The sequence below is a fragment of the Salinicoccus kekensis genome (assembly GCF_900220995.1).
GTDB classification, from domain to species: Bacteria; Bacillota; Bacilli; order Staphylococcales; family Salinicoccaceae; genus Lacicoccus; species Lacicoccus kekensis.
The window spans coordinates 1-24,319 of record NZ_OBQF01000002.1; the positions used below are offsets into that span (position 1 = coordinate 1).

Sequence of the window (24,319 nt, forward strand, 5' to 3'; positions counted from 1 at the left end):
CATAAATGGAAAGCTCATCTTGAGCTCGTATGATACTGACAGTATCAATTGCGTTTTGCGTTGGTCGCCTCAACTGCTTCCATAATGGAAGACTTCTTTTATCGGAATTAACGTTGACATATTGTCATTCAGTTTTCAATGTTCTTTAGTGTTTTGTTTTTCGGTCACTCTTACAACTATACTCGATTCGATTTGTAATATCAAGCGTCAAATTTACACTTTCAATCACTTTTCTTTTCGGTGTGTTTAGTTCTAATCAGTGCTCTCGAAGTCAGCTGCTTAAAACAGCGACTTTTATATCATACCAAGCTTTCAAGCTTCCGTCAATAGTTATTATCAACTTCTTTTTCGCTCTCTGCCTGCCGCTCGAATCAGCGACTTTTATATAGTACCAAGCTTTTCAAAATCCGTCAATATGAAATGTTGATTTCATGTAAAATTCTTAACCGGACATTAACTTGTTAAGAATGTAATTATTAGATTATCATATTTGTGTTATTATGTATATAACAATTTTTGAGGTGAAATGATGGAGAGAAAAACCAATAAGATCAAAAGAATCAGAGGCTACGCCCTTATAATGGTGTTTGCCGGACTTATCATAATGTACCTCGGTGTGTTCTTCAGGGAGACGCCGTGGGTGCTGGGGCTGTTCATACTGATCGGATTCATACCGCTCGCACTTTCAGTGGTCATTTATTTCTGGGTCGGCATGATCAGTACGAGGATCATCACCGTCGAGTGCCCCAACTGCAACCGCCCGACAAAGTTTCTCGGCAGGGTGGACTACTGCTACTTCTGTAAAGAGCCCCTCACGATAGATAAGGAGCTGGAAGGTGAAGCGTTCAATCTTGATTACAACGTCCAGCACAGAAGAGACAAATTTGTGGAAGAGAAGAAACAAAAAGAAGACCAGTCATAAACTGGTCTTCTTTTTTTATGCTTTCCATATTGAAAGCTATCTACAGTCTGGACATAATCCGTAAATCTCCAACCGGTGGTGGCTCACGTCATATTCAGTGACGGCCCCTGCCAGCTGTTCGACTTCATTCAGTCCGGGATAATGGAAATCCGTAATCTTCCCGCACTCACTACAGATGATATGATAATGTGTGTCTGTCACAAAATCAAAGCGGCTGGAAGCATCCCCGTAGGTCAGCTCCTTCACCAGGCCCGTCTCTTTGAATAATTTCAAATTATTATATACAGTAGCCACACTCATATTTGGATATTCACTTGATAAGGCTTTAAAAATATCATCAGCAGTCGGGTGTTCGTCAGACTGTATCATGTAATTCAATACCGCTTTTCGTTGAGGTGTAATTCTTACACCGGTCTCTTTAAGCGTTTCAATAGACTCATTATAAATTTTATCCGCGTCCATCATCTTCATAACGATACCCACTTTCTTGGAATTGACTACTGGTAGTATCATTATTGTACTGAATTTCAAATTTACTTGTCAATAAAGACTTCTTATCACCCTAATAGCCCTTTTCAATATCGATGACATTTTTCATTTCACTGATGTCATTCAGATGTTTGATATTATGCTCGAATATATCGAAGGCCCTCTCTATATATCCGCTTGTCTTCGATGAAGCATGCGGTGTGATCGTGATGTTGTCATACTTATAGAACGGGCTGTCGCTTTCGAGCGGTTCTTCATTGAACACATCGATGATGAGGTGCCCGATGATCTTCTCTTCCAGCACTTTGAACAAAACTTCATCCGGGACGACGTCACCGCGGCCTATATTGACGAATACGGCATCATCCTTCATTGCATAGAAATGGGCTTCGGTGAGAAGGTCTGTCGTGGCATCTGTGCTCGGGAGGATGTTGACCAGTATATCCGCTTCTCCGATATGGTCCATCAACTCCTCCAGCGGGTGCGAGCGGTCGAACCCCTCCACCGTCCTGCCGTTCGTGTTGTAACCGACGGTGTTGACACCGAAAGCGGACAACACTTTTGCGAGGTGGCTGCCGATGCTGCCGGTACCGAGAATATGTACGTTCTTGTCGTACAGTTCCGTCGTGAATGCATTATCCCGCCAGTATCCTGACTTCTGATCTTCATACAGTTGATAAAAATCTTTATAGTATGAAAGGATGAGGCCGATTGTGTATTCGGTCATCTGTATTTTATGGATGCCGGTTGCGTTGGTGATCAGTACATCATCCAGTTTTTCCAGCGGCATCATTTCAAGTCCGGCACTCATCACCATGATCCACTTCAGATTTTTGAACTCCTCCACATGGCCTTCTTCCATATCGGTGCCGTAAGTGATGAATATTTCCGCCCGGCCGCGCTCCTCTGCCGATATCTTTTTTGGTGAAACATATTCGTATTCCGCCCCCGGCAGGAGCTCTTTTATCCTTGAAATTATCTTTTCCGGCAGTTTAATGGTAGAAACTATATTTTTCATGCACTTATACCTCTTCTAAAAATGCCTTCAAGTCTTCAGCGTGCGTCTTCGCCTTCACATTATCCATCCGTTTTAATATGTTGCTGTTTTCGTCAACGACGAACGTGGTGCGGACGATGCCCATCGATTCCTTGCCGAACGCTTTCTTCAGACGGTACACATCAAGTTCCTTGGCCAGCTCGAAATCCTCATCCACGAGCAGGTCGAAGTTCAGATCATTCTTTTCAATGAAGTTCTGGTGTTTCTTTTTTGAATCTCCGCTCACGCCGTATACCGTGACATCCATATTTTTCAGCTCGTCCATGATATCTTTCAGGTCGTTCGCCTGCGTCGTGCATCCCGGAGTGTTATCTTTCGGATAGAAATAGATCACAGTCGTATTTTTAAGATCCTCATTTGAAACAATTTCACCGTTCTGGTTTTCAAGTTTGAATTCAGGGAATTTCTCCATAATGAAACACGCCTCCATATATTTAACTTACCATAATGATACAAAACATCTCTTTATCACTCAAGAACTTCCGATTCCCTTAAAAGCATACACTGTTTATGTTATTATATCTAATGAACAAATCGATATTAAGAGGATGAAAATATGTTTACACACAAGAACTCAGAAGCATTACAGAAAGAAGCTGAAGATGTCATACTTGGAGGTGTCAATTCCCCCTCACGCTCATATAAGGCTGTCGGCGGCGGCGCACCGGTCGTGATGGACCGTGCGGACGGTGCCTACTTTTATGATGTGGACGGCAATCGGTACATCGACTTCCTGAGTGCATACGGCCCGATCATCACTGGTCATGCCCATCCCCGCATCCATGAAGCGATCGTCGAACAGAGTTCCCGGGGCATTTTATACGGCACGCCGACAAAACTCGAGATAGATTTTGCGAATAAAATCCGCCAGGCCATGCCGGCACTGGAAAAGATCCGTTTCGTGAACTCCGGCACCGAAGCCGTGATGACGACGATCCGGGTCGCAAGGGCTTATACGAACAGGAACAAGATCATCAAATTTGAAGGCTGCTACCACGGCCACTCCGATCTTGTACTCGTTGCAGCAGGCAGTGGTCCCGCACAGCTCGGTTCACCGGATTCCGCCGGCGTGCCTGAAGGTGTCGCACAGGATATGATCACCGTGCCCTTCAACGATATCGACTCTTTGAAAGAAGCCATTGCACACTTCGGGGATGAAGTGGCTGCAGTGATGGTCGAACCGATCGTCGGAAACTTCGGCATTGTGGAACCTTTTGAAGGATTCCTCGAAGAAATCAATGAAATCGCGCATGCCAACGGCTCGCTCGTCATATACGACGAAGTGATCACCGCATTCAGGTTCATGTACGGCGGTGCCCAGGACTTACTCGGCGTCTACCCCGACCTGACCGCAATGGGCAAGATCATCGGCGGCGGTACGCCGATCGGTGCGTACGGCGGCAGACAGGACATCATGGAAAGTGTCGCGCCGCTCGGACCTGCTTACCAGGCGGGGACGATGGCGGGAAACCCGCTCTCCATGGCTGCAGGGCTTGCCTGCCTGGAAGTGCTTGAGAAACCGGATGTGTATACAGAACTTGACCGGTTGGGCAAAAAGCTCGAAGATGGCATCAATGCACTCATTGAAAAGTACGGCGTTCAGGCGAATACGAGCCGTCTGGTCGGTGCACTCACGATTTTCTTCACCACTGAGAAAGTGACCAATTATCAGGCTGCTGAAGATACGGACGGGGAAATGTTCGCGAAATTCTTCAGGGGTCTGATCAGCCGCGGTGTAAATATTGCACCATCCAAATATGAAGCGTGGTTCCTCACCACCGCCCATACGGATGAGGATATAGAGGATACCCTGGCTGTTGTGGAGGATGTTTTCAAAAATGACTTTTAGGAGATGGTGCCATGCGTTTTGGCGCTCGGGTACTTAAAACAGGATTAACAGTTGTACTTACACTATTCATCACCCATCTCTTCGGACTTGGCCCGAGCCTGATTGCAGGCATCGCAGCAGTATTCGCACTCCAGCCGAACGTCCACCGTTCTGCGATGAAGACTTGGGAGCAGTTCCAGGGCAATGGGATCGGTGCGATTGCAGCGATTATAATGGTTTTATTGTTCGGCAACAACATCATCGTCATCGGCCTGACCGTGGTGCTGGTGCTGGCCACACTGCTGTTCTTCAATCTGCAGAGTGTATCCACCCTTGCGGTCGTTACGGTGATCGCCGTCATGGATGCACCGCAGATTCTTGAAGAGGACGCATCGACGCTCGCTTTCCTCGAGGCTGCGGGTATAAGGTTCGCACTTGTAATGATCGGGGTGCTCTCTTCACTGCTGATCAACCTCGTGTTCATCCCGCCGAGATATGAAACGAAGATGTACCACAACTGCTTCAACATCACGACGGACATCTTCAAGTATATCCGGCTCGAACTCAGCAGCATCAGCGAATTCCAGATCGTCAAAAAAGACATCGAATCGCTCAGGGAGCGGGTCGTCAAGCTTGAAACGATGTATTTGTGGTACAGGGAGGAACGGTCGTTCTTCAGGAAAGACCGCTTTGCCGACGCAAGAAGGAAGATTTTGTTCAAACATCTGATCTCCTCGACGCGCCGTGCGTTTGAACTCCTCCGCAAATTCAACCGTTTTGAGAATGACTACAACCATCTGGATGAGGATTTTCAGAACAGGATACGGTTCGAGCTTGAATATCTGATGACTTTCCATGAACAGATCTTCATGAAGTTCACCGAGAAGATCAAGGCAAATGTCCCGAACGAAGGCGGCATACATGAAGACCTGTATGAGACGACCCTGATGGATGATTTCATCAGACATTATAATGAAGCAGAGACCGAGGAAGAAAAGATGCAGTATACAAGCATTATGGAAATCCTTTCCTCGCTGTACGAATATGCGAACTCGCTTGAGCGCATCAACCGTCTGACGGACAGCTTCTTCAGATTCCATTCCGAGAAAAACAAGATCGACATCCAGGATGAGACGCTGGATATATGATATGAGACACGAAGAACCCCCGGGAATCCCCGGGGGTTCTTCATCTATATTAGGAGTTACTATGGAACACATTTTTAACTGCATGCCTGTGGGCCGCTTTTGCGACGCCCCGGCCCTCTTTGATGGCCCAGACGACCAGGCTGGCTCCGCGTCTCGCATCACCTGCAGCGAACACATTTTCACGGTTCGTCCTATAGGTTTCCTCGTCGGCCGCAATCCGGTTGTTTTCCATATGGACACCGAATGCTTTGGGCAGGGCGCTCTCGACACCTTCAAATCCGATGGACAATAAAATCAGATCGGCTTTGAAATACCTTTCCTGATCTTCCATCGTCATGCCTTCCAGCGACTTCTGGGGCAGCACCTGTGTCTTCAGGCCTTTCAGCCCGCCGAGCATATCGACATCATAGCCCATCGTCTGGACACCGTATGCCCTCGGTTCGATACCATATTTCGCCTGATACTCGGCATGGGCATAATCCAGTTTGAACGTCTTTTTCTCAAGCGGCCAGAACGGGTTCCCTTCCACCTCATCAGGCAGGCGGTCGTATTTATTCAGCTGGAACACCGATTTGCAGTCTTCCCTGAGCGCCATGGCGACACAGTCGGCGCCAGTATCACCGCCGCCGATGACGACCACATGCCTGCCCTCGGCTGAAATCGTCGTCTCTTCCAGTTCACCGAGCTGATATTTCGTCTGCTCGGTCAAATAATCCATTGCGAGCCGGATGTCCTTCGACTGGCGGCCTTCCAGTCTCAGATCACGCTGCTTCCTTGCGCCGGTGGTGATGATGATCGCGTCATACCCGGCATCCATTTCATCAAAACCGATGTCCTTCCCGACATCGACCCCGCACTTGAAATTGATCCCGGCTTCCTCCATGAGGCGGATTCTCCGGTCCACCATCCCTTTATCCAGCTTCATGTTCGGTATGCCGTACATGAGCAGGCCGCCGGGCTTCTGATCACGCTCGAACACATCGACGTGATGCCCCCAGGAGTTCAACTCATCCGCCGCCGTCAGCCCCGCGGGGCCGCTGCCGATCACTGCAATTTTAGTATCCAGCCTGTGCTTCGGCATCCTCGGCTTCACCCAGTTCTCCTCAAATGCTTCATCGATGATCGTCCGTTCGATGCCCTTTATTGCGACAGGGTCGCCGTTGATCGACAGGACACATGAGGATTCGCACGGTGCCGGACATACCGTGCCGGTGAATTCAGGGAAGTTGTTCGTTTCGGACAACCTCCTGAACGCTTCCTTGAAATCCCCCTTATAGACAAGGTCATTCCACTCCGGTATATAATTCCCGATCGGGCATCCGACCGTCTCTTTCCCGACACTCGATCCCGTCTGGCAGAAAGGGGTCCCGCAGTCCATGCACCTCGCACCCTGTTCCGATGCATCATCATTGCAGAACCGGTGCTGGTAGGCATCATGGTTATTGATCCTTTCCTTCAGATCCTCTTCGCTTTGATTTTTACGGTCATATTTCAAAAATCCTTTGAATTCACCCATATGCCGTCCCCTTCCTTAATAGATGTTCATCTTCTCCGCATCATCTGCGGCGATGATTGTCCTGCCGTAAAATGCATCCAGTTCCGCGTCCTCTTTTGAATGTTTCATATTGATGCCGTGACGGATCTTCTGCTGCATGGCCTTGTATTCAGACGGGATGACTTTGATGATGCGGACAGTTCCGTCCTCCAGGTCGTCCAATGCACTTTTCGCCTTACGGCTCTCCGTGAAGTAAAGATGTGCAAATAAAAGATTCTTCACCTCGGAAATCTCATCGGCGTCATCCACATGGCTCACTTCGATTGTTTCTGTATTCATCCCGATCATGTTTTCACCGATTGGACGGTTGTTGATGATATAGGCGATGCCGCCGCTCATGCCGGCCGCAAAGTTCTTGCCTGTATCACCGAGGATCACCACACGTCCGCCGGTCATGTATTCCAGACCATGGTCACCGATGCCCTCGACGACGACTTCCGCCCCGCTGTTCCTTACCGCAAAACGTTCACCCGCCTTGCCGTTTATGAACATCTGGCCACCCGTCGCCCCGTACAGGCAGACGTTGCCGACGATGATCTCATGGCTGCGGCTTATGTTCGGTGCAGTCACGGTGATCCGCCCGCCGGACAGCCCTTTCCCGACATAATCATTCAAGTCACCGGTATGATGGAGCGTCAGGCCTTCCGGGATGAATGCCCCGTAGCTCTGGCCGCCGTGGCCGGTCGTATTCACCGTATAATGGTCGTGCTCAAGTCCGCCGCGACCGAACTTTGCAGTGATTTCACTGCCGAGCCTTGTCCCGATGTCCCTGTGCCTGTTCGTCACCTGATATGTCGCTTCAAATGATGCGCCTTCATCAAGACTGCCGCCGAACTCCGGCAGTATCTTCCCTTCATCAAGGGAATGTTCGAATGGATGTTTCTGCCTGATCTTTTTGATCCTGTCGCCTTCAATATATGTGAGCAGCGGCTCAAGTTCGAGGTCGCTCATGCGGTGTCGGGCGGCTTTCGCGTGATCCACCTCTAGGAGATCCACGGCCCCGACCAGTTCATCCATCGTCTTCAGTCCGAGACTGCTCAATATCTCCCTGATATCTTCAGCGATGAAGTTCATGAAATTGACCACATGGTCAGCCTTGCCCTCAAATAATTTGCGCAGTTCGCCGTTCTGGGTGGCGATCCCCACGGGGCATGTATCCTTATGGCACACCCTCATCATGATGCACCCCATCACGACAAGCGGCGCCGTCGCAAATGCATACTCTTCCGCCCCGAGTGCCGCTGCCATCGCCACATCCCGTCCGGTCATCAGCTTGCCGTCGGTTTCAAGCGTCACCCTGGAGCGCAGCCCGTTCAGCATCAAAGTTTGATGCGCATCGGCAAGCCCGAGTTCCCACGGGAGGCCGGTATGCTGGATGCTCGTAAGCGGTGAAGCACCCGTACCGCCGTCGAATCCGCTGATGACGATTTTATCGGCATATGCCTTGGCCACACCTGCAGCAATCGTGCCGACCCCGTCTTTTGCCACGAGTTTCACCGAAATGTCCGCTTTCCTGTTGGCGTTCTTCAAGTCATGTATCAGCTGTGCCAGATCTTCAATACTGTAGATGTCGTGATGCGGCGGTGGTGAAATCAATCCCACCCCGGGAGTTGAATTTCTCGTCTCCGCAATCCACGGATACACTTTCTCGCCCGGCAGCTGTCCGCCTTCGCCCGGCTTTGCGCCCTGGGCCACTTTAATCTGAATTTCTTCCGCACTGTTCAAATATTCACTGTTTACCCCAAAACGTCCGGATGCGACCTGTTTGATCGCACTGTTGTAACTTTTCCCATCCTTGTCCATCCTGAAGCGGCGCGGGTTCTCCCCGCCCTCGCCGCTGTTGGATCTGCCGCCGATCCTGTTCATCGCTTCGGCGAGCGTCTGGTGTGCTTCTTCCGACAATGAGCCGTAACTCATAGCGCCGGTTTTAAAGCGCCTGACTATATTTTCAGCAGGCTCGACCTTCTCGATCGGAATCGCCCTTTTGTTTTTGAATTTCAATAAATGCCGGATGCTCGAATGATGGCCTTCATTCATGTAGTTTTTATATTCCTCGTACTTTTCCCCGTCCCCGGTCATGCAGGCCTCACGCAGCAGCCTGATTGAAGTCGGGTTGATGACGTGGTGTTCGCCCTGCTGCCTCCACTGGAACCTGCTGCCGGACTCGAGGTATTCCAGGCTCACGTCCTGCATCTCCTTCGTGTTCCTGTCGATATCGTCGATGGAGGCACCCCCTATTTTGGAAGCGGCGCCGCCGAAGTATTTCTCCATCACATCACGGGAGATGCCCACCGCTTCAAATATCTGTGCACCATGGTAGCTCTGCACGGTGGAAATACCCATCTTGGCCATGACTTTGATGAGTCCTGCGGTGAGTCCTTTATTGTAATCATCCGCTGCTTCTGTTCCCCCTGCGGTCCTGATCGTCTCCTGGGCGATATACGGCTCGACGGCATTGGCGCCGAAGCCGATCAAAGCCGCCACATGATGGACTTCACGGACTTCCCCCGATTTGATGACGATGCTCGTCCCCGTCCTCTTATCCGCCTTCATCAAAGCCTGGTGCACGGCACTGGTGACGAGCAGTGAAGGCATGACGTAAAGCGCCTCATCCTCAAGCACTGATTCGTCGGTCAGTACGATGACCCCGTGGGTTGCTGCGACCATCACCGCCTCCTTCATCAGATTATCCAGCGCCTTTTCAAGCGAACCGTTATATGTGATGTCAATCTTCTTTACACCGAGCGCTTTAACGTCCGATCGGTTATACACACGCTCATCAATTACCGGTGATTCCAGCTGCACCCGTTTCAGTACATCTTCCCCGGGACGTATAAGGCGCCCTTCTCCGCCAAGGTAGGTGATTTCACTCGTCACCACTTTTTCCCTGTATGAATCAAGCGGCGGATTCGTCACCTGGGCAAAATGCTGCTTGAAGTAGTCGAACAGCAATTTCGGCCTGTCCGATAAAAATGCAAGCGGCATATCGAACCCCATCGCACCGACCGGATCTTTGACCTCACGCTGCAAAGGCAGCATGTATTTCTCAATATCTTCCTTCGTGTAGCCGAAACGGATCAGGATGCGCTCAAGCTGCGCCTTATCGACCGGCGTGCTTTCGGCATCAGTTGTTTTCGACTCTTCAGCCTTCCTCCTGGCGAGCCATTTGCCGTAAGGCCTTTTGGCTGCGATCGCCGCTTTCAGTTCATCATTTTCTATGATCCTTGATGAATCGAAATCCACAAGCAGCAGTTTGCCCGGGCTGAGCTGCCCTTTGTATATGATATGGTCTTCGTCGACATCGATGACGCCGACTTCTGAAGAGTAGATGATTTCATTTTCATCGGTGACGTAATACCTGCCGGGTCTCAGGCCGTTACGGTCGGTGAGCGCCCCGATCTTATGGTTGTCGCAGAAGCTGATCATCGTCGGGCCGTCCCACGGCTCCATGATATAGCTGTGGAATTCATAAAAATCCTTCACTGCAGGATTGTCGAAATCCTGATACTTCCACGGCTCCGGTATCATGATCATCGCCGCTTCCTCCGGCGGCATGACGAGGCTCAGGAATTCGAGCACATTGTCGACGATTGCGGAATCACTGCCGCTCTCATCGATGATTTCTGATATCCTTTCACCTTTTTCACCGTAGACATCAGCGAGCCACTGCCTGGTGCGTGCGCGCATCCAGTTGGCGTTGCCTTTGATCGTATTAATCTCCCCGTTATGCATCAGCAGCCTGTTCGGATGGGCACGCGCCCAGCTCGGGAAAGTGTTCGTGCTGAACCTCGAGTGGACCGATCCGAATTTCGAGACGAACTTTGGATTGCTGAGGTCGACATAGAAAGTTTTGATCTGTGCAGCCCTGAGCCAGCCCTTATAGACGATGGTCTCATTCGAGAAGGAAGAGACATAATGCTCCACCAGCCGGCTGTCGAGATCCTGTTCGATCATCTTCCTTAAAAAATATAAATCGAGCGCTTCATGACAGTCCGTGATCACCTGGATGAGCCGGGGCATCGCTTCACTGACCACATCCGCAACTGCCGAAGCATCCACGGGCACATCCCGGAACGCAATCAGCTCATGGCCCTCCCCCGCGACCGTCCCGCGCACGGTCTCCTTGAATTCATCAAGGGATGCACTGGAATCAAGCATATACATCCCGACCGAGTAACGGCCGAAATCCGGAAGCTCCGGATATTCCGACTTTAAAAGATCATGCGGGATTTCCGTCATGATGCCCGCGCCGTCCCCCGTCATGCCGTCGGAGCCGATGCCGCCCCTGTGGTCGAGCCTGACCAGCATCTCCAGAGATTTGAGTACGATTTCATGTGATCTTTTATTGTCCATATTTGCATAAAAGCCGATGCCGCATGCATCATGTTCATTTTTTATGTCGTACAGGCCGTGCTGTTTCACTTTTTGGAATAAGCTCATCCGTGTCACCCCTGATTCAGAATATTTCTATAAGTCAATATTATCCACGGATATTTCTATACAATCAATATATCAATGATATAATATTGATATCAAAATGAGATGGGTTGGATTTTTATGGAGATCAAACAATTGGTTTATTTTACCGAGACCGCCCGGCTGCAGCATATGACGGAAGCTGCAGCAGTACTGAATGTCGCCCAGTCGGCATTATCCAGGCAGATCGGCCTGCTTGAAAGTGACCTCGGCATCAAGCTGTTCAGGCGGGAAGGCAGGAACATCATCCTGACTGAAGACGGCAGGGAATTTTATGAAGATGCTATAAAAATCCTTGAAGCGGTGGACAGGACGAGGGAGAAGATTTCTGATAATAAATTGAAAAGCAGGCAGTCGCTGAACATCCATATCACCAAATCCGATATGACTTCGAAGATCCTGCATACGTTCCAAAGCATTATCGGGGAACACCCCGATATTGATTTCAATATTGGAACGCTCGATGAAAATACAATAGAAGAGAAGCTGAATGACGGCTCCCTGGACATCGCCATTTCAACGGAGAGGTTCAATGGGGAAAGCATCAGGAGCACACTGCTTTTCGACCAGAACTACTATTATATATTCAAGGAGAGCGGCAAAGTGAATCTGCCCGTAAAAGCTTCCATGAACGAGCTTGAGGATTTCCCCCTGCTTGTGATGGATCCCCTCTTGGATATGAAGAAACATTTCAAAAATGCAGCCATCCTGAATATGAACGATCCCGCCATCATACAGCACCTCCTCATCCATCATCCCTACATCGCCGTACTCACCCATGAGGAGTGCAGGATACTGAAATATAATCATCCAAAATTCACCGTCCATAATCTGGAACATCTGAACATCAGGCAGCCGCTGTATGCAAGCATCCCTGCAGAAAGCGGGAAACTTTTTGCAAAGGCATGGTACAGCCGTCTGAAAGATGAATTCGCCGCATTCACGGACAGGATGATGCATTAAAAAAAGAGCTGGAATCTCAACTTGAGATTCCAGCTCTTTCATTTCCAGCCGTTGTTTGCGGCGGCCTTACCTTTAAACCTGCTGACATGCGGGTTGCCTTCCACGATGAACCTGTAAGGGTAATCCACCGCTTCTTCCTTATTGTCGATACCGATCCTCGGTGTCGACAGAATATTGGCGGGCGTCCTGCCGTGCCTGACGATCAGGACACCATTGTTCAGTTCCATGCCGTTATGTTCGCTGCGTTTGATGCCGAGCGATTTCGTGAGCTTGCCGGGCCCGTCGGTCAGGTTGATGTCCCTCCCGCGCCGCTCTTTCATCACATCGATGCCCATGTTCGGTTCGACCGCACGGATTAAAATCCCTTCCGGCTCACCTTCAGTGGTGAGGAAGTTCATGCAGTTGTGGCCGTGCATCGTGTAGACATATATATGGCCGTACGGCTTATACATCATTTCATTCTTCTTGTTCCGCCTGCCGCCGAATGTATGGGCTGCCTTATCATTCACGCCGAGGTAGGCTTCCACTTCGGTGATGAATCCGCTGGTCACCTCATCACCGACTCTGGTGATGATTTCAAGACCAAGCAGTCTTTTTGCCGCCTCTAAAGTATCCGCCTTTAAAAAACTGATATCCACATCGGATTGAAATTTATCTGTCATTATGAATCACCTTATAAATTTTGAATGCTGTAGAGGTCGTAGTAGTCTCCCTGCTTACGCATCAATTCATTGTGCGTGCCGGATTCGACCACTTCTCCGTTGCTCAGGACATGAATCTTATCTGCATGGGTCACTGTCGATAACCTGTGGGCGACGATGACGGTGGTGCGTTCTGCGGATAATTCGAGCAGCGTTTCCTGGATGATGCTTTCGCTCTCCAAATCCAGTGCACTTGTCGCTTCATCCAGTATGAGGATCGGTGGATTCTTCAGGAATACCCTGGCAATCGCGATGCGCTGTTTCTGTCCGCCCGACAATTTGACGCCGCGTTCGCCGACTTCGGTCTCATATCCGTTCTCGAGCATCATGATGAAATCATGTGCATTCGCATGCTTCGCCGCTTCGACGACTTCCTCATCCGTTGCATCCGGACGGGCAAGGAGGATGTTTTCTTTGACCGTCTCCGAGAACAGGACGTTTTCCTGCATGACGATGCCGATCTGATTCCTGAGCGAGGACACAGTGAAATCCCGGATGTCCGTGCCGTCAAGCGTGATGCTGCCCTCTGTGACATCATAAAATCTCGGTATGAGGTTCACGAGCGTCGACTTTCCGCCGCCGCTCATGCCGACGAAGGCAACCGTCTCCCCGCTGCTGATGTCGAGGTTCAGGTTTTTCAGCACCTGCCTGCCTTCATCGGTATATCTGAAACCGGCGTTGTTGAATCTGAGGTTCCCGTCCGTCGATTCCATCTCCACTGCCCCTGGCTTATCCGTCACATCATACTTCTGATCGAACAGCTGGAACACACGGTCCATCGAAGCGATGCTCTGTGTGAGCGCGGTCGATGAGGAGACGAGGCGGCGCAGCGGCCCGTACAGCAGATCGAGGTAGGCGATGAATGCTGCGAGCGTACCGACGGTCAGGTTGCCCTGGATTACCTGGTAGGCTCCAAAGCCGATCACAAGGAGCGGGCCGATGTCGGTGATGGTGTTGACCACCATGAAACTGCGGGCCGTCCACTTGGCATGGGTCGTCGCTTTTTCAAGGAAGTTACCGTTCCTGTCATTGAAGCGTCCGGCTTCATTCTCTTCCACCGCAAAACTTTTTATGACGTTGATGCCCTGGATACGCTCATGCAGGTACCCCTGCACTTCTGCCAGCGCCTGTGAACGTCTGCGGGTGTACTTGCGCAGCCTGCCGAAGAAGAACCACACCCCGAAAATGTAAAGCGGGAATATGATCATTGCAACGAGCGTCAGCTGGCCGTGGAGGCTGAACATGATCGCAAGTGCAATCAGGATGGTCGCAAGGTCCAGCCATATGTTCATCAGGCCGGTCATTATAAAGTCCTTGGTCTGTTCCACATCGTTGATGACGCGCGAAATGATTTCGCCGACTTTATTGTTCGAATAGTACTTGGCACTCAGCATCTGCAGATGCCCGTATAACTTCTTGCGGATATCATATAAGATCTTATTGCTCGTCCACTGTGCCAGATACTGCCTGAAGTATTCAACCGGCGGCCTGATGATCACGAATATGAATGCGAAAACGAGCAGTATCTGTATCAGCATTGTGATCCGTTCATCTGCACCTAGACCTTCGGGCATGATGATATCATCGATCGTGTACCTGATTAAAAGTGGAATAAGGAGCGGAATACCGAATTTCAGTATACCGATGATGATCGTCAGAAATATCAGCCACATGTATGGCCGTACAAACTTCAAGTATCTTCTTATCAATGGGGATCCTCCTTAACATTCGAAAAACCAATCAACCGGGTTGATTGGTTCAGTATGACTTGAAGTCACTATTGAAGCGATTTTGCCAGACTTTGATGAAATCGGGCGCAAAGGGCCCTTTTTTACGTTCTATCCATTGCTGCAGCACATCCACATTCCTTCTCAGGATGGCATCGATGTCCTCTGAATAGCCCATGCGTTCCTTGTGCAGATGGTATTCATCTTCATCCAGCAGATGGTACTTGCCGTCCGGATACACTTTTATATCCAGATCATAATCGATATACTTGATCGCTTCGCCGTCATAGACATAGGGCGAAGACAGGTTGCAGTAGTAATAGACGCCGTCCTCCCGGAACATGCATATCACATTGAACCAGTATTCCGTATGGAAATAAACGATTGCAGGCTCCCTTGTCACCCATGTCCTGCCATCGCTCTCGGTGACCAGTGTACGGTTGTTTCCGCCGATCACCACATGATCCGTGCCTTTCAATATGGTCGTCTCCGACCAGACACGGTGAATGGAGCCGTCGTGCTTGTAACTCTGCACTCTGACTTTGTTGCCTTCTTTTGGTATGGATTCTACACCCATATTCCACACCACCTCTGGAGTTAATACTTTTATATTATAACACAGGACTTTGGACTTTACAGGCCGCCCGCCCCGTCCGCGGCCAATTTCCTGAAGACCTTCTTCATCGCCGTGCTCATCGGCACATTCCTTACTTCATCGAGTGGCATGAAGTGTTCATTGGAAGAAGTCGTATGGAGCAGGTAGCTCTCCATATACCATACCTTATGTGTGAAGACATGCTTATCACTGCCGATATAGACCTTTTTCTGGTCCAGCTCCACGCCGAGTTCACTTTCTATATTCTCAATGCTCGTGTCGACATCGAACTTCGGCAGTTCATACATCCCTTTCAACAGGTCGCCCTCCTGCCTGTAAAGGTAGATTTCCTCCCTGTCGTTCACGATGAAATAGACATTGTAATATTCCTCTTTTTTCTTTGACTTCTTCTTCTTTACGGGGTAGTCGTGCACGGTGTTATCCCTGAATGCCTCACAGTGTTCCTGGACGGGGCATACGATGCATTTCGGCGTCCGGGGTGTGCAGATCGTCGCTCCGAGTTCCATCAGCGCCTGGTTGAAATCCCCCGCTTCAAGCGGCATCATGGATTCGATCTCTTCCTTGACGGATTTCTGGACACCCGCCTTCGTCGTATCCCTCGCATCCGCATTGAGCCGTGACATGACCCGGAGCACGTTGCCGTCCACCGCTGCAAGGAGATGATTGAATGCGATGCTCTGCACCGCGCCGCCGATATACGGGCCGACGCCTTTGAGTTTGAAGAATTCATCCGGATCTTCCGGTACTTCCGCCCCGTAATTTTCTTTGACTTCCCTGACTGCACTTTGGAAATTGCGGATCCTGTTGTAATATCCGAGACCCTCCCAGTCCTTCAGGAGGCTCTCTTCATCTGCATCCGCAAGGTCGGATAACGTCGGATATTTTGTTATAAATTTCTCGAAATAGGGAATAACAGTAATGACCTGAGTCTGTTGCAGCATGACTTCGCTGAGCCATATCTTATACGGGTCTTCCGTCTGCCGCCAGGGCAGATCCCTTTTATTTGAGTGATACCACTCGAGTAGGTTATTATTGAATGTCGATGGCTGTAACATACTGATTTTCCTTTAACAAATTGATTTTTATCTATCAATGATATCATACTGACTGGAGGCATAACTATGGATACTCTTACACATACTTTAATGGGCGGCACCCTGGTGGGGCTCGCGACGATCGATCCGAACATCGATGCGGTTTCGACGGGTTTTATCGCAACAATAGTAGGTGCATCCCTTGTGCCTGATATAGATACGGTCCTGAAGATGAGGAACAATGCCGTCTACATCACCCACCACCGCGGCCTCACCCATTCACTGCCGTTCACATTCTTAATCTGGCCTGTATTGCTGACGGCGATTGCGCACTTTACATTCGGCCTTCCGCTGGTCAATACATATTTATGGGTCCAGCTTGCAGTATTCCTTCATGTGTTCGTGGATATATTCAATTCCTACGGCACCCAGGCCCTCCGGCCGTTGGACAACACATGGATACAGCTTGGTATCATAAATACGGTGGATGTGCCGATACTGGTTGCCCACGGCCTCTACTTCGTGCTGTGGTTCCTCGGGTTCTCCCCGGTCATTTTATTCATTATAATGTACGCATTGCTCGCGGCATATTATATCGCCAGATACTTCATGCAGCAGTTTTTGGTCAGGAAAGTCGAAAAGCAGCTGCCGAATGATACCATCAAGCGTACATTCGTCATGCCGACCATCCATTTCAACCAGTGGCGCATCGTCGTCGTCACCGACAAGGCATATTATGTGGGCCGGAGCTTCAAAGAGAACATCATATTCTACGACAGGTTCAACCGGGAAGACAAACTGCCGCATAAGATCTTCATGGCAATCAAGCATGACCGTAACTTCAAGGCTTTCACGTTCTTCTCGTCCATCTACCGTTACGAAATGAAATCGCTGGATGCGGACACTTTCGAAGTGCGCTATATCGATCTCAGGTATTTAAAGGAAGGACACTACCCGTTCGTCTGCATCATGCACCTGGATAAAAAGAGCTATGAAGTCATCCACAGCTACACCGGATGGGTCTTCTCTGAAGAGAAGCTTCAGAGGAAACTTTTGGAATCATAACAAAAGACAGGCATCGCCTGTCTTTTTTTGTTTGGTTCATTCCACAGCACTGCCCCGGTGCTTCTTATTGAAATCATAAAAAGTGAATTTCATTTTGTCATAGAGTTTGAATATCCACATGTACAATAGAGCCATCTGTGCAAAGAACAGCACATCATGCGGCAGCCGGTTGATGTTCCATGCGATGTTGACCGCATTCGCCTGAAGCCCGTTCACCACATAATAAAATGGATTCAGGCTGAGAAGGCTCTCAAGCCCCGACGGCAGCTGTTCCGGCAGATACAGGACCGGGACGGCAAGCACCAGTATGATGAAGACGAGCATATTGAATTTGTAATTCGGCGACTTGACGATCAGATAAAATAATATGAAAGGAACAATCAACAGGACGCCGAGGATGATATAGTACATCATCGTGAACAAGTTGATCATCCAGTCGTTCAATGACAGGGAGACGATCGCGGCGTTCACCGCCATGAACAGTACAAATATGAATGTCTGGAACAGGATCACCGGCATGATCCTGTAAAATACCGATACATAGCTGATCTTGACGATCGAATCCTTGATGAAGACGATGTTGCGGTTCAGCACCACCATGCTGAAAAGCCAGATCGTCGCCATCAGTCCCATGACGAGGTACAAGTACCGTACATTTTCAGCTTCCGACAGCGTCAGGGCGCCGATCAGCAGAAACACCGCACAGATTGCATACATCAAAAGCGGTGTCAGGTTATGGGTCTTATAATCTTCAACCTGATGGAAAAATTCACGGATCAAATAGTTAATCTTTTGTTTCATAATACTCTCCTCACCTGCTGACGAACAGCCAGGTATCGTTTACACCGTCCAGGACCATATAGCCATCCTGCACCCTGAAAATCTGTTCTTCATTCGTCAGATCATATTCATCCAGGAGCTCTTCCGTGTCTTCAGCCGGGAATGCAACCGAGAGCACCCTGCCGTTCCTGAAATGATAAGTGATCGGGAAACCCGGCACCGATCCACTGCGTTCGCCCACCTCGAGATTCAGCTCATCCGTGACGCTTTCTGCGTCCCCGGCGAGCCACAATGTATAGAACTGATAGCTGTCGGCAAAAGAATCTCCGGCATACGGCAGCAGGTCCTCAAAGGTGGTTTCGGTGTAAAGACTTGCCGGATTGAAATAGATGATATCATCTTCCGGCACTTCATACTCCGTATCATTGAAAAGCACAGTGTAACTGCCTTCCCCGGTCCGCACAACATCCACCATCGTCATATACGGCACCGCTTCTCCACCGAGTTCAAGCGACTCCGCCGAGACGAAACCATAGGCGAAGCTTTCAGCATCCTCCTCCAGCGCAGGCACCGCCTGCTGCTCGGCAGTCTGGTCGGCTCCAGTGAAGTTGATGTCCATGAAAATCACCGTGGATGCGGCCATGACGATGAACAGGAGGACGAAGGAGATAATGAGCCTCCTGATGCTGAGCCTGTCAATCAGGGACGTCTGTTTTTTGCTGAGCCGCTGCATATTATATTCATAATGAGCGTATTCGGATATGTTCCTTTTCCATTTCAGGTCGAACGCTTTCTCTTCATCGGTGTTTTTGACCCGGCTCTTCTCTTTAAGATATTCATTGTAACGGCTCACGCCTTTTTGCACACTGCCTTCATACCGCTTCTGCCCGTAGCTCAGCCATATGAAATAGTTGGAAACTTCCTGGATGAGGCCGATATCCGTTTCAAGGAGCATGATGCCTTTATCCTGTTTTTCAAAATTTGATACAGCCTCTTTGAAGCGGGTTTTGGTGGCCTCGTTCAAATGGCTGCTCATATTGCAGAAGATGAATACATCCGCATCGATGTGACATGCGGCCTCGACCAGCAATGCACCGATTTCAGCACGCGTCAAAGTGTTCACGCGCCTCTGCCATATCCGCTTCATGAACACTTTCTTCTCCAAGGCTTCCAGTGAAGCCGACACTCCATCCGGTTTCATGTATTCATTGAACAGTTCAGTCAGAAAACGGACCGAGGTATGACGGTTATGTACGTGATCCATCACGTCGAATGCCGCAATGGCCGCCTCCGACTTCACCTTCCCCGCCTTCGGGTTGATTGTCCCGGTGGTCATGTCCTTCAAATAATAAAGTGCCTCGTATTCACCGAGCACTCCAAGGACTTCCCCACGGTATAAGGTGAACGAGACATTCTTCATCACGAGGGTCTCATCTTTTGAAAGAATCCTTTTCCTTAGGCGCCGCGATTCTTTGGCATATGAGAGGTTCTGCCCCCTCAGCAGAATTATGTTCTGCATGATTTATCCCTTCCGCTTCAGTTGGAGCATGCTTACAGGAATACCCGTCTCTTTCTCAGTGCCGCCGATGAAAAAGCCCCATGCAAAAACACCTTTTAAATATTCCACCTTGAAATAATGGTCTTCGTTGCTGACGAGTTTGTATATCTTCCCTTTTTCTATCTGGCTCAGATCTATCAGATAACTTTCCGCAATCAGGACCTGCCGTTCGTTCACCCTGTATTCGTTCTCCACACCGAGCATTTCAGCTTTCCTCATCGCTTCACGCTTTTCAGCGATATATGCATCTATTTCGCGCCTGGTCATCCTACCCAATGGTTTCATCTGTCATCTCACCTAATTTCTCCTGGATCAGATCATACTCATAGCCTTTTCTGAGCAGTGCCTCTGTCAGCTTCTGCTTCAGTATGTAGCCTTCATGCCTGTTCCGGTATCTTTTGTATGTCTTTTCAAAATCGCGTTCAAAATAAGGGGTCTCATCGAAATCATCGCCGGAGGTGATCATATCGATATGTTCCTTATAGTAGCCCTTGGTCATCAGTTTCTCCTGAAGCTTCATCGAAAAATGACGTTTCGAACCTTTATATCTTTTCAGCTCTTTGGCCTTCAGTTTGTTCATGCGCTCACTGTCCACCGCCCCGCTGAAGGCGCTTGTCTTCTTGAAGATGATATCCTCATCGATGCGGTGTTTCTTCAGCTCCCGCTCAAGCATTCCGGGCCCTTTGTCGGAAGTGTTGAGCATCGTATTTTTAAGCGCTTCGGCATACATCTCATCATTGATGTAATTTTCATCCATGAGGCGCCGCACCACATCATCGACGATGTAAGGTGCATAGTCCTCCCCGAGATGGTCCCTGATTTCATGATGTGACCGGAGTTTATAGCTGATGTATTTCAGTGCATCCACATAGGCCTGGTCGTACTGGATACTTTCGGTAATTGTTTCCAGTTCTTCCCCGGTGAGTTCCCTCCCGCTGAGCAGACGGTGCCTGACGAGTGATTCCTCGTGTACCGTCATCTTATCACCATTGGAGAGATGAACCTCATATAAACCATTCTTCTTCAATGAAACTTTATCGATTTTTATCATCGCTACCGCCTCTTTTAAATCCAAAAAGAGAGGAGAACCTTAATCCCCCTCTCCACTCTTGATTTGAATATATTATATTTTCCTGTTCAAAGCTTCCTCGGGTGAATCCACTTCAATTGATGATCTGCCCGGGAATGCCTGCTGCAGGAAATAACCCAGCACTGCCGCAAACCCAAGAATAGCGAAAACGAACGCTATCACTACGAGTAACATCATTGCATAGCTCATGAAAGCCCTCCTAACAAAGTTATCAGAAATCCTCGTTACTTATATTTTATCATAAAATGCCGGCATTAGTGAACTATATTTTATATTGCCCAGTTGCCCTGCTTGAATATCAGTGTTTCATTGCCTTCCGGGTCGATACCGTATATGTCGAGTTCTGCACTCCCGATCATGAAATCGACATGGGTGATCGAATCATTGAGACCTTCTTCGGCGAGTTCTTCACGCGACATGTCCTTGCCGCCGTCGATGCTGAAGCCGTATGCGCTGCCGAGTGCGATATGACAGGAGGCGTTCTCATCGAACAGCGTATTGAAGAACAGTGTCCCGGTGTTGGAGATCGGGGAATCATCCGGCACAAGGGCGACCTCGCCCAGATACTTCGCCCCCTCATCAGTTTCAAGCAGATTTTTGAGTACATCCTCGCCCTGCTCCGCTTCATACTCGACGACCTTACCGTCCTTGAAGGTCAATTTGAAGCCGTCGATGATGTTGCCGCCGTAGCTCAACGGCAGCGTGTTGGAGACATAGCCGTTGACCCCGGTCTTCTTCGGAGCCGTGAACACTTCCTCCGTCGGCATGTTCGCCATGAAGCGCATCCCGTCCGAATTTTCACTTGAGGCCCCCGCCCATAGATGCTTCTCCGGAAGCTCTATTGTGAAGTCCGTACCCGGACCTGAGTACCTCAGGGCATGGAAATGGTTTTCATTCAGGATGTCCACTTTTTCATGGAGCGTGGCGTCAAGTTCCTGCCATGCCTCCACCGGATCCTCCCGGTCGACCCGCATCGTATAGAAGATGAGGTCGAGCAGTGCATCCACAGCTTCATCCTCCGTCTTTTCAGGGAATACGAGCTTTGCCCATCCGGCTGAAGGATATCCGGCGACGCACCAGCTGTGGTGATCGGACTGGATGCGGTTGGAATACTCCTTGAAGGCATTCCCGTAAGCGACCTGCATGCTTTTAAGCTTGTCGGGATCCACACCTTTCAACAGTTCGGGTGAAGATGAAGTGATGCTCAGGAAGGCCGCCTTCTCATCCGAGTAGAACATGCGTTCATCAATCGTCCACTGCGGCACTTTAGCATACTCCTCCGTGCTTTTGTGGTGGGCATGGAGCTGTGTGAGATGATCATCCTTCAAATTGACTTTGACGTCTTTGGCGCCTTTCCGATAAGCCTTTTCAGTCACCAGGCGCACAAGCGGCAGTGCATCCACCGAGGCGCTGATGTAGACCCTCTGTCCTTCCTGGACGTTCAGGCCCACTTCGACCAGCAGTGAAGCATATCTTTCCAATTTCGACATTCAAAAAACCCCTTTATGAAATTATTTCCTCAGCTTGGACAGTTCCTCAAGTATCGCCGACTGCTCCATCGGGCTGATTTCATTCCTCGATGTCACCATCTTGTGGTATTCAGCGATTTCCTCCATATGGGCGTCACTGAAATCATCGGGATTCAGCATCCCTTTATTGACGACCTTCAATCTCGATTCTATTTCTTTCAGCATTGTTTCCTTATCCACGGCTCCTCCGCCTCCTTGTCAATTTATACATGAATATATAGTAACAAAGAATGCCCAGGTTGAGTATTATAAATAAAAAGATTAATATATTTTGTATATAAGTTTATATTCCATTCAAAATGGATATATCAACTATAAATAGCCTAAAGGAGAAATGTCATTATGAAAAACAAATTGATTCCAGCAATTCTGATTGGTGCCGGCATTGGCGCATTGGTGAGTCTGATCGACAAAAATACGCGCCAGACGGTGATGAGCAGCGGCAAGGAGCTCGGCTACTACGCGAAGCATCCTGAAGCGGCAAAAGATAAATTACAGAGCAGTTCCGACGGCTCTTCCAAATTTGAACAGCTGAAGGACGAAGTCATGTTCTGGAAAGACACCGTCCAGCAGATCAGGGAAGAGAATCCTGAGCTAGAGAAACAGATCATGGATGCCAAGGATACATTGATGCAAAAGCGCGAAGAGAAGAAATCAGAGTAACATAAATACTTGAAGGGACTGACGGATGTTGGTCCTTTTCTTTAAGCGGGGTGTACTGATGTCTAAAGATGAAAATAAAAATTCTAAATATTTGTCGCAGATAAAGGAAGAGTCTGAAGGTAAAAAAGACAATAAGGGAAAGGGAAACAAGAAAAAGGGTGATGAGACATACGTTGAAAACACCGTCTTCAAGTCGAAGGAACCCAAAAAGGACGATGAACAGCTGTATGTCTCCCAGATAAACAAACCGGCCAAGGCGAAGGAGGATGCAAACTTCTTCCAGAAGCTGATGTTCCAGTTCTCGAAGGACAACACGACGGGGATGGCCGCACAGCTGGCATATTATTTCATGCTCGCGATCTTCCCGCTGCTGATTTTCCTTCTGACGCTGGTCCCTTTATTCAACATCGACCAGGCGACGATCACAGGATTCATCGAGGATTACGCTCCGGCGGAGATTTCGGGGATGCTGGCAGGCGTCATTGATGATGTCATGGCACAATCCAACGGCGGACTCTTATCAGTCGGTCTGATTGCGACGCTGTGGGCTGCATCGAATGGCATGACCGCCCTGATGAATGCCTTCAACGTTGCATATGATGTGGAAGACAACCGCAACTTCGTCGTTGCGAAAGGACTTTCAATCATTTTCACCATCGTCCTGACATTATCAGTCCTACTTACATTCGTACTCATCGTATTCGGCGGCCAGATCGGCAACCTGATGTTCGGCGTGATCGGACTCGACCAGCAGTTCTCGACGGTATGGAACCTCATCAGAAGCATTCTGCCTCTGCTGCTTGTGTTCGTCGTATTCCTGATCATGTACGCAGTCGCCCCGAATATTAAGATAGACTGGAAATCCGTGATTCCCGGTACGATATTCACAACGATTGCGTTCCTTGTCGCCTCATGGGGCTTCGGGTTCTATGTTTCCAACTTCGGTAACTACTCGGCGACATACGGCAGCCTTGCCGGTGTGATCATCCTGCTCTTATGGCTGTTCATCACCGGAATCATCATCATTACAGGTGCACAGATCAATGCCATCATCCACAAGAATGACCTGGCAAAACAAAGCGATACCAATACAGCAGAAGCGGGAGGAACTAGCTAAG

23 protein-coding genes are annotated in these 24,319 nt (G+C 49.3%); 7 read left to right on the forward strand and 16 right to left on the reverse strand.

What is annotated here, in order from left to right; all coding sequences use genetic code 11:
• The first annotated feature begins 529 nt into the window (after nt 1-529).
• The gene (locus tag CRN96_RS04800; protein WP_097039723.1) at nt 530-922 is read left to right on the forward strand and encodes a DUF2614 family zinc ribbon-containing protein; all 393 of its coding nucleotides are present in this window, start codon (nt 530-532) and stop codon (nt 920-922) included.
• A gap of 36 nt (nt 923-958) precedes the next feature.
• Here the strand turns inward: CRN96_RS04800 and perR are convergent, their stop codons facing one another.
• The 3 genes from perR to bcp all read right to left on the reverse strand — a co-directional run bounded on the left by perR (nt 959) and on the right by bcp (nt 2,880).
• The gene (gene perR, locus CRN96_RS04805; RefSeq protein ID WP_281254122.1) at nt 959-1,393 is read right to left on the reverse strand and encodes a peroxide-responsive transcriptional repressor PerR; all 435 of its coding nucleotides are present in this window, start codon (nt 1,391-1,393) and stop codon (nt 959-961) included.
• A 91-nt stretch (nt 1,394-1,484) separates the two neighbouring features.
• Nucleotides 1,485-2,429 (reverse strand): D-2-hydroxyacid dehydrogenase, encoded by a 945-nt coding sequence (locus CRN96_RS04810; protein ID WP_097039725.1) that lies wholly within the window; start codon nt 2,427-2,429, stop codon nt 1,485-1,487.
• Between the two features lie 4 nt (nt 2,430-2,433).
• Entirely contained in the window at nt 2,434-2,880 is a 447-nt protein-coding gene (gene bcp, locus CRN96_RS04815) for a thioredoxin-dependent thiol peroxidase (RefSeq protein ID WP_097039727.1), read from the reverse strand.
• A gap of 144 nt (nt 2,881-3,024) precedes the next feature.
• Between bcp and CRN96_RS04820 the strand changes: the two genes are divergently transcribed.
• Complete coding sequence (locus tag CRN96_RS04820; RefSeq protein WP_097039728.1) at nt 3,025-4,317, forward strand: glutamate-1-semialdehyde 2,1-aminomutase; 1,293 nt, start codon at nt 3,025-3,027, stop codon at nt 4,315-4,317.
• Between the two features lie 11 nt (nt 4,318-4,328).
• Complete coding sequence (locus tag CRN96_RS04825) at nt 4,329-5,444, forward strand: FUSC family protein (protein ID WP_097039730.1); 1,116 nt, start codon at nt 4,329-4,331, stop codon at nt 5,442-5,444.
• Between the two features lie 49 nt (nt 5,445-5,493).
• On the opposite strand, the gene CRN96_RS04830 is transcribed toward CRN96_RS04825, so the two are convergent.
• The gene (locus tag CRN96_RS04830; RefSeq protein WP_097039732.1) at nt 5,494-6,960 is read right to left on the reverse strand and encodes a glutamate synthase subunit beta; all 1,467 of its coding nucleotides are present in this window, start codon (nt 6,958-6,960) and stop codon (nt 5,494-5,496) included.
• A 15-nt stretch (nt 6,961-6,975) separates the two neighbouring features.
• Complete coding sequence (gene gltB, locus CRN96_RS04835) at nt 6,976-11,439, reverse strand: glutamate synthase large subunit (protein ID WP_097039734.1); 4,464 nt, start codon at nt 11,437-11,439, stop codon at nt 6,976-6,978.
• Nucleotides 11,440-11,556: 117 nt separating this feature from the next.
• Between gltB and CRN96_RS04840 the strand changes: the two genes are divergently transcribed.
• A complete protein-coding gene (locus CRN96_RS04840; RefSeq protein WP_097039736.1) occupies nt 11,557-12,438 on the forward strand; it encodes a LysR family transcriptional regulator in 882 nt (293 codons plus the stop codon).
• Between the two features lie 38 nt (nt 12,439-12,476).
• Here the strand turns inward: CRN96_RS04840 and CRN96_RS04845 are convergent, their stop codons facing one another.
• From CRN96_RS04845 to mutY, 4 genes are read right to left on the reverse strand one after another with little or no spacing between them, the layout of a single operon-like run.
• On the reverse strand, nt 12,477-13,100 hold the full coding sequence (locus CRN96_RS04845; protein ID WP_097039738.1) for a DNA-3-methyladenine glycosylase: 624 nt from the start codon (nt 13,098-13,100) through the stop codon (nt 12,477-12,479).
• An 11-nt stretch (nt 13,101-13,111) separates the two neighbouring features.
• Nucleotides 13,112-14,848, reverse strand: coding sequence for an ABC transporter ATP-binding protein (locus tag CRN96_RS04850; RefSeq protein WP_097039741.1), 1,737 nt, complete (start codon nt 14,846-14,848; stop codon nt 13,112-13,114).
• Between the two features lie 49 nt (nt 14,849-14,897).
• The gene (gene ntdP, locus CRN96_RS04855; protein ID WP_097039743.1) at nt 14,898-15,443 is read right to left on the reverse strand and encodes a nucleoside tri-diphosphate phosphatase; all 546 of its coding nucleotides are present in this window, start codon (nt 15,441-15,443) and stop codon (nt 14,898-14,900) included.
• A 56-nt stretch (nt 15,444-15,499) separates the two neighbouring features.
• Nucleotides 15,500-16,537: an A/G-specific adenine glycosylase gene (gene mutY / locus CRN96_RS04860; protein ID WP_097039745.1), complete on the reverse strand. Its 1,038-nt coding sequence runs from the start codon at nt 16,535-16,537 to the stop codon at nt 15,500-15,502.
• A 66-nt stretch (nt 16,538-16,603) separates the two neighbouring features.
• Here mutY and CRN96_RS04865 point away from each other — a divergent pair, with 66 nt between their 5' ends.
• Nucleotides 16,604-17,581, forward strand: a complete 978-nt coding sequence (locus CRN96_RS04865; RefSeq protein WP_097039747.1) for a metal-dependent hydrolase — start codon at nt 16,604-16,606, stop codon at nt 17,579-17,581.
• 36 nt (nt 17,582-17,617) lie between these two features.
• Here CRN96_RS04865 and CRN96_RS04870 read toward each other — a convergent pair whose 3' ends face one another.
• From CRN96_RS04870 to CRN96_RS04895, 7 genes are all read right to left on the reverse strand, one after another.
• Nucleotides 17,618-18,382, reverse strand: coding sequence for a hypothetical protein (locus tag CRN96_RS04870; RefSeq protein WP_097039749.1), 765 nt, complete (start codon nt 18,380-18,382; stop codon nt 17,618-17,620).
• Nucleotides 18,383-18,392: 10 nt separating this feature from the next.
• The gene (locus CRN96_RS04875; protein WP_097039751.1) at nt 18,393-19,880 is read right to left on the reverse strand and encodes a hypothetical protein; all 1,488 of its coding nucleotides are present in this window, start codon (nt 19,878-19,880) and stop codon (nt 18,393-18,395) included.
• A gap of 3 nt (nt 19,881-19,883) precedes the next feature.
• On the reverse strand, nt 19,884-20,204 hold the full coding sequence (locus CRN96_RS04880) for a YfhH family protein (RefSeq protein ID WP_097039753.1): 321 nt from the start codon (nt 20,202-20,204) through the stop codon (nt 19,884-19,886).
• Nucleotides 20,188-20,994 (reverse strand): RecX family transcriptional regulator, encoded by an 807-nt coding sequence (locus tag CRN96_RS04885; RefSeq protein WP_245844550.1) that lies wholly within the window; start codon nt 20,992-20,994, stop codon nt 20,188-20,190. The genes CRN96_RS04880 and CRN96_RS04885 overlap by 17 nt, the downstream gene beginning before the upstream one ends.
• 48 nt (nt 20,995-21,042) lie before the next feature.
• A complete protein-coding gene (locus tag CRN96_RS13225; RefSeq protein ID WP_179647108.1) occupies nt 21,043-21,198 on the reverse strand; it encodes a hypothetical protein in 156 nt (51 codons plus the stop codon).
• Nucleotides 21,199-21,278: 80 nt separating this feature from the next.
• On the reverse strand, nt 21,279-22,499 hold the full coding sequence (locus CRN96_RS04890; protein WP_097039755.1) for an aminopeptidase: 1,221 nt from the start codon (nt 22,497-22,499) through the stop codon (nt 21,279-21,281).
• A gap of 21 nt (nt 22,500-22,520) precedes the next feature.
• On the reverse strand, nt 22,521-22,718 hold the full coding sequence (locus CRN96_RS04895; protein WP_097039757.1) for a DUF1128 family protein: 198 nt from the start codon (nt 22,716-22,718) through the stop codon (nt 22,521-22,523).
• Between the two features lie 162 nt (nt 22,719-22,880).
• Here CRN96_RS04895 and CRN96_RS04900 point away from each other — a divergent pair, with 162 nt between their 5' ends.
• Together CRN96_RS04900 and CRN96_RS04905 are read left to right on the forward strand one after the other, a co-directional pair.
• Nucleotides 22,881-23,201: a hypothetical protein gene (locus tag CRN96_RS04900; RefSeq protein WP_097039759.1), complete on the forward strand. Its 321-nt coding sequence runs from the start codon at nt 22,881-22,883 to the stop codon at nt 23,199-23,201.
• Nucleotides 23,202-23,259: 58 nt separating this feature from the next.
• The gene (locus CRN96_RS04905; protein ID WP_097040333.1) at nt 23,260-24,318 is read left to right on the forward strand and encodes a YihY/virulence factor BrkB family protein; all 1,059 of its coding nucleotides are present in this window, start codon (nt 23,260-23,262) and stop codon (nt 24,316-24,318) included.
• Nucleotide 24,319 lies beyond the last annotated feature (1 nt).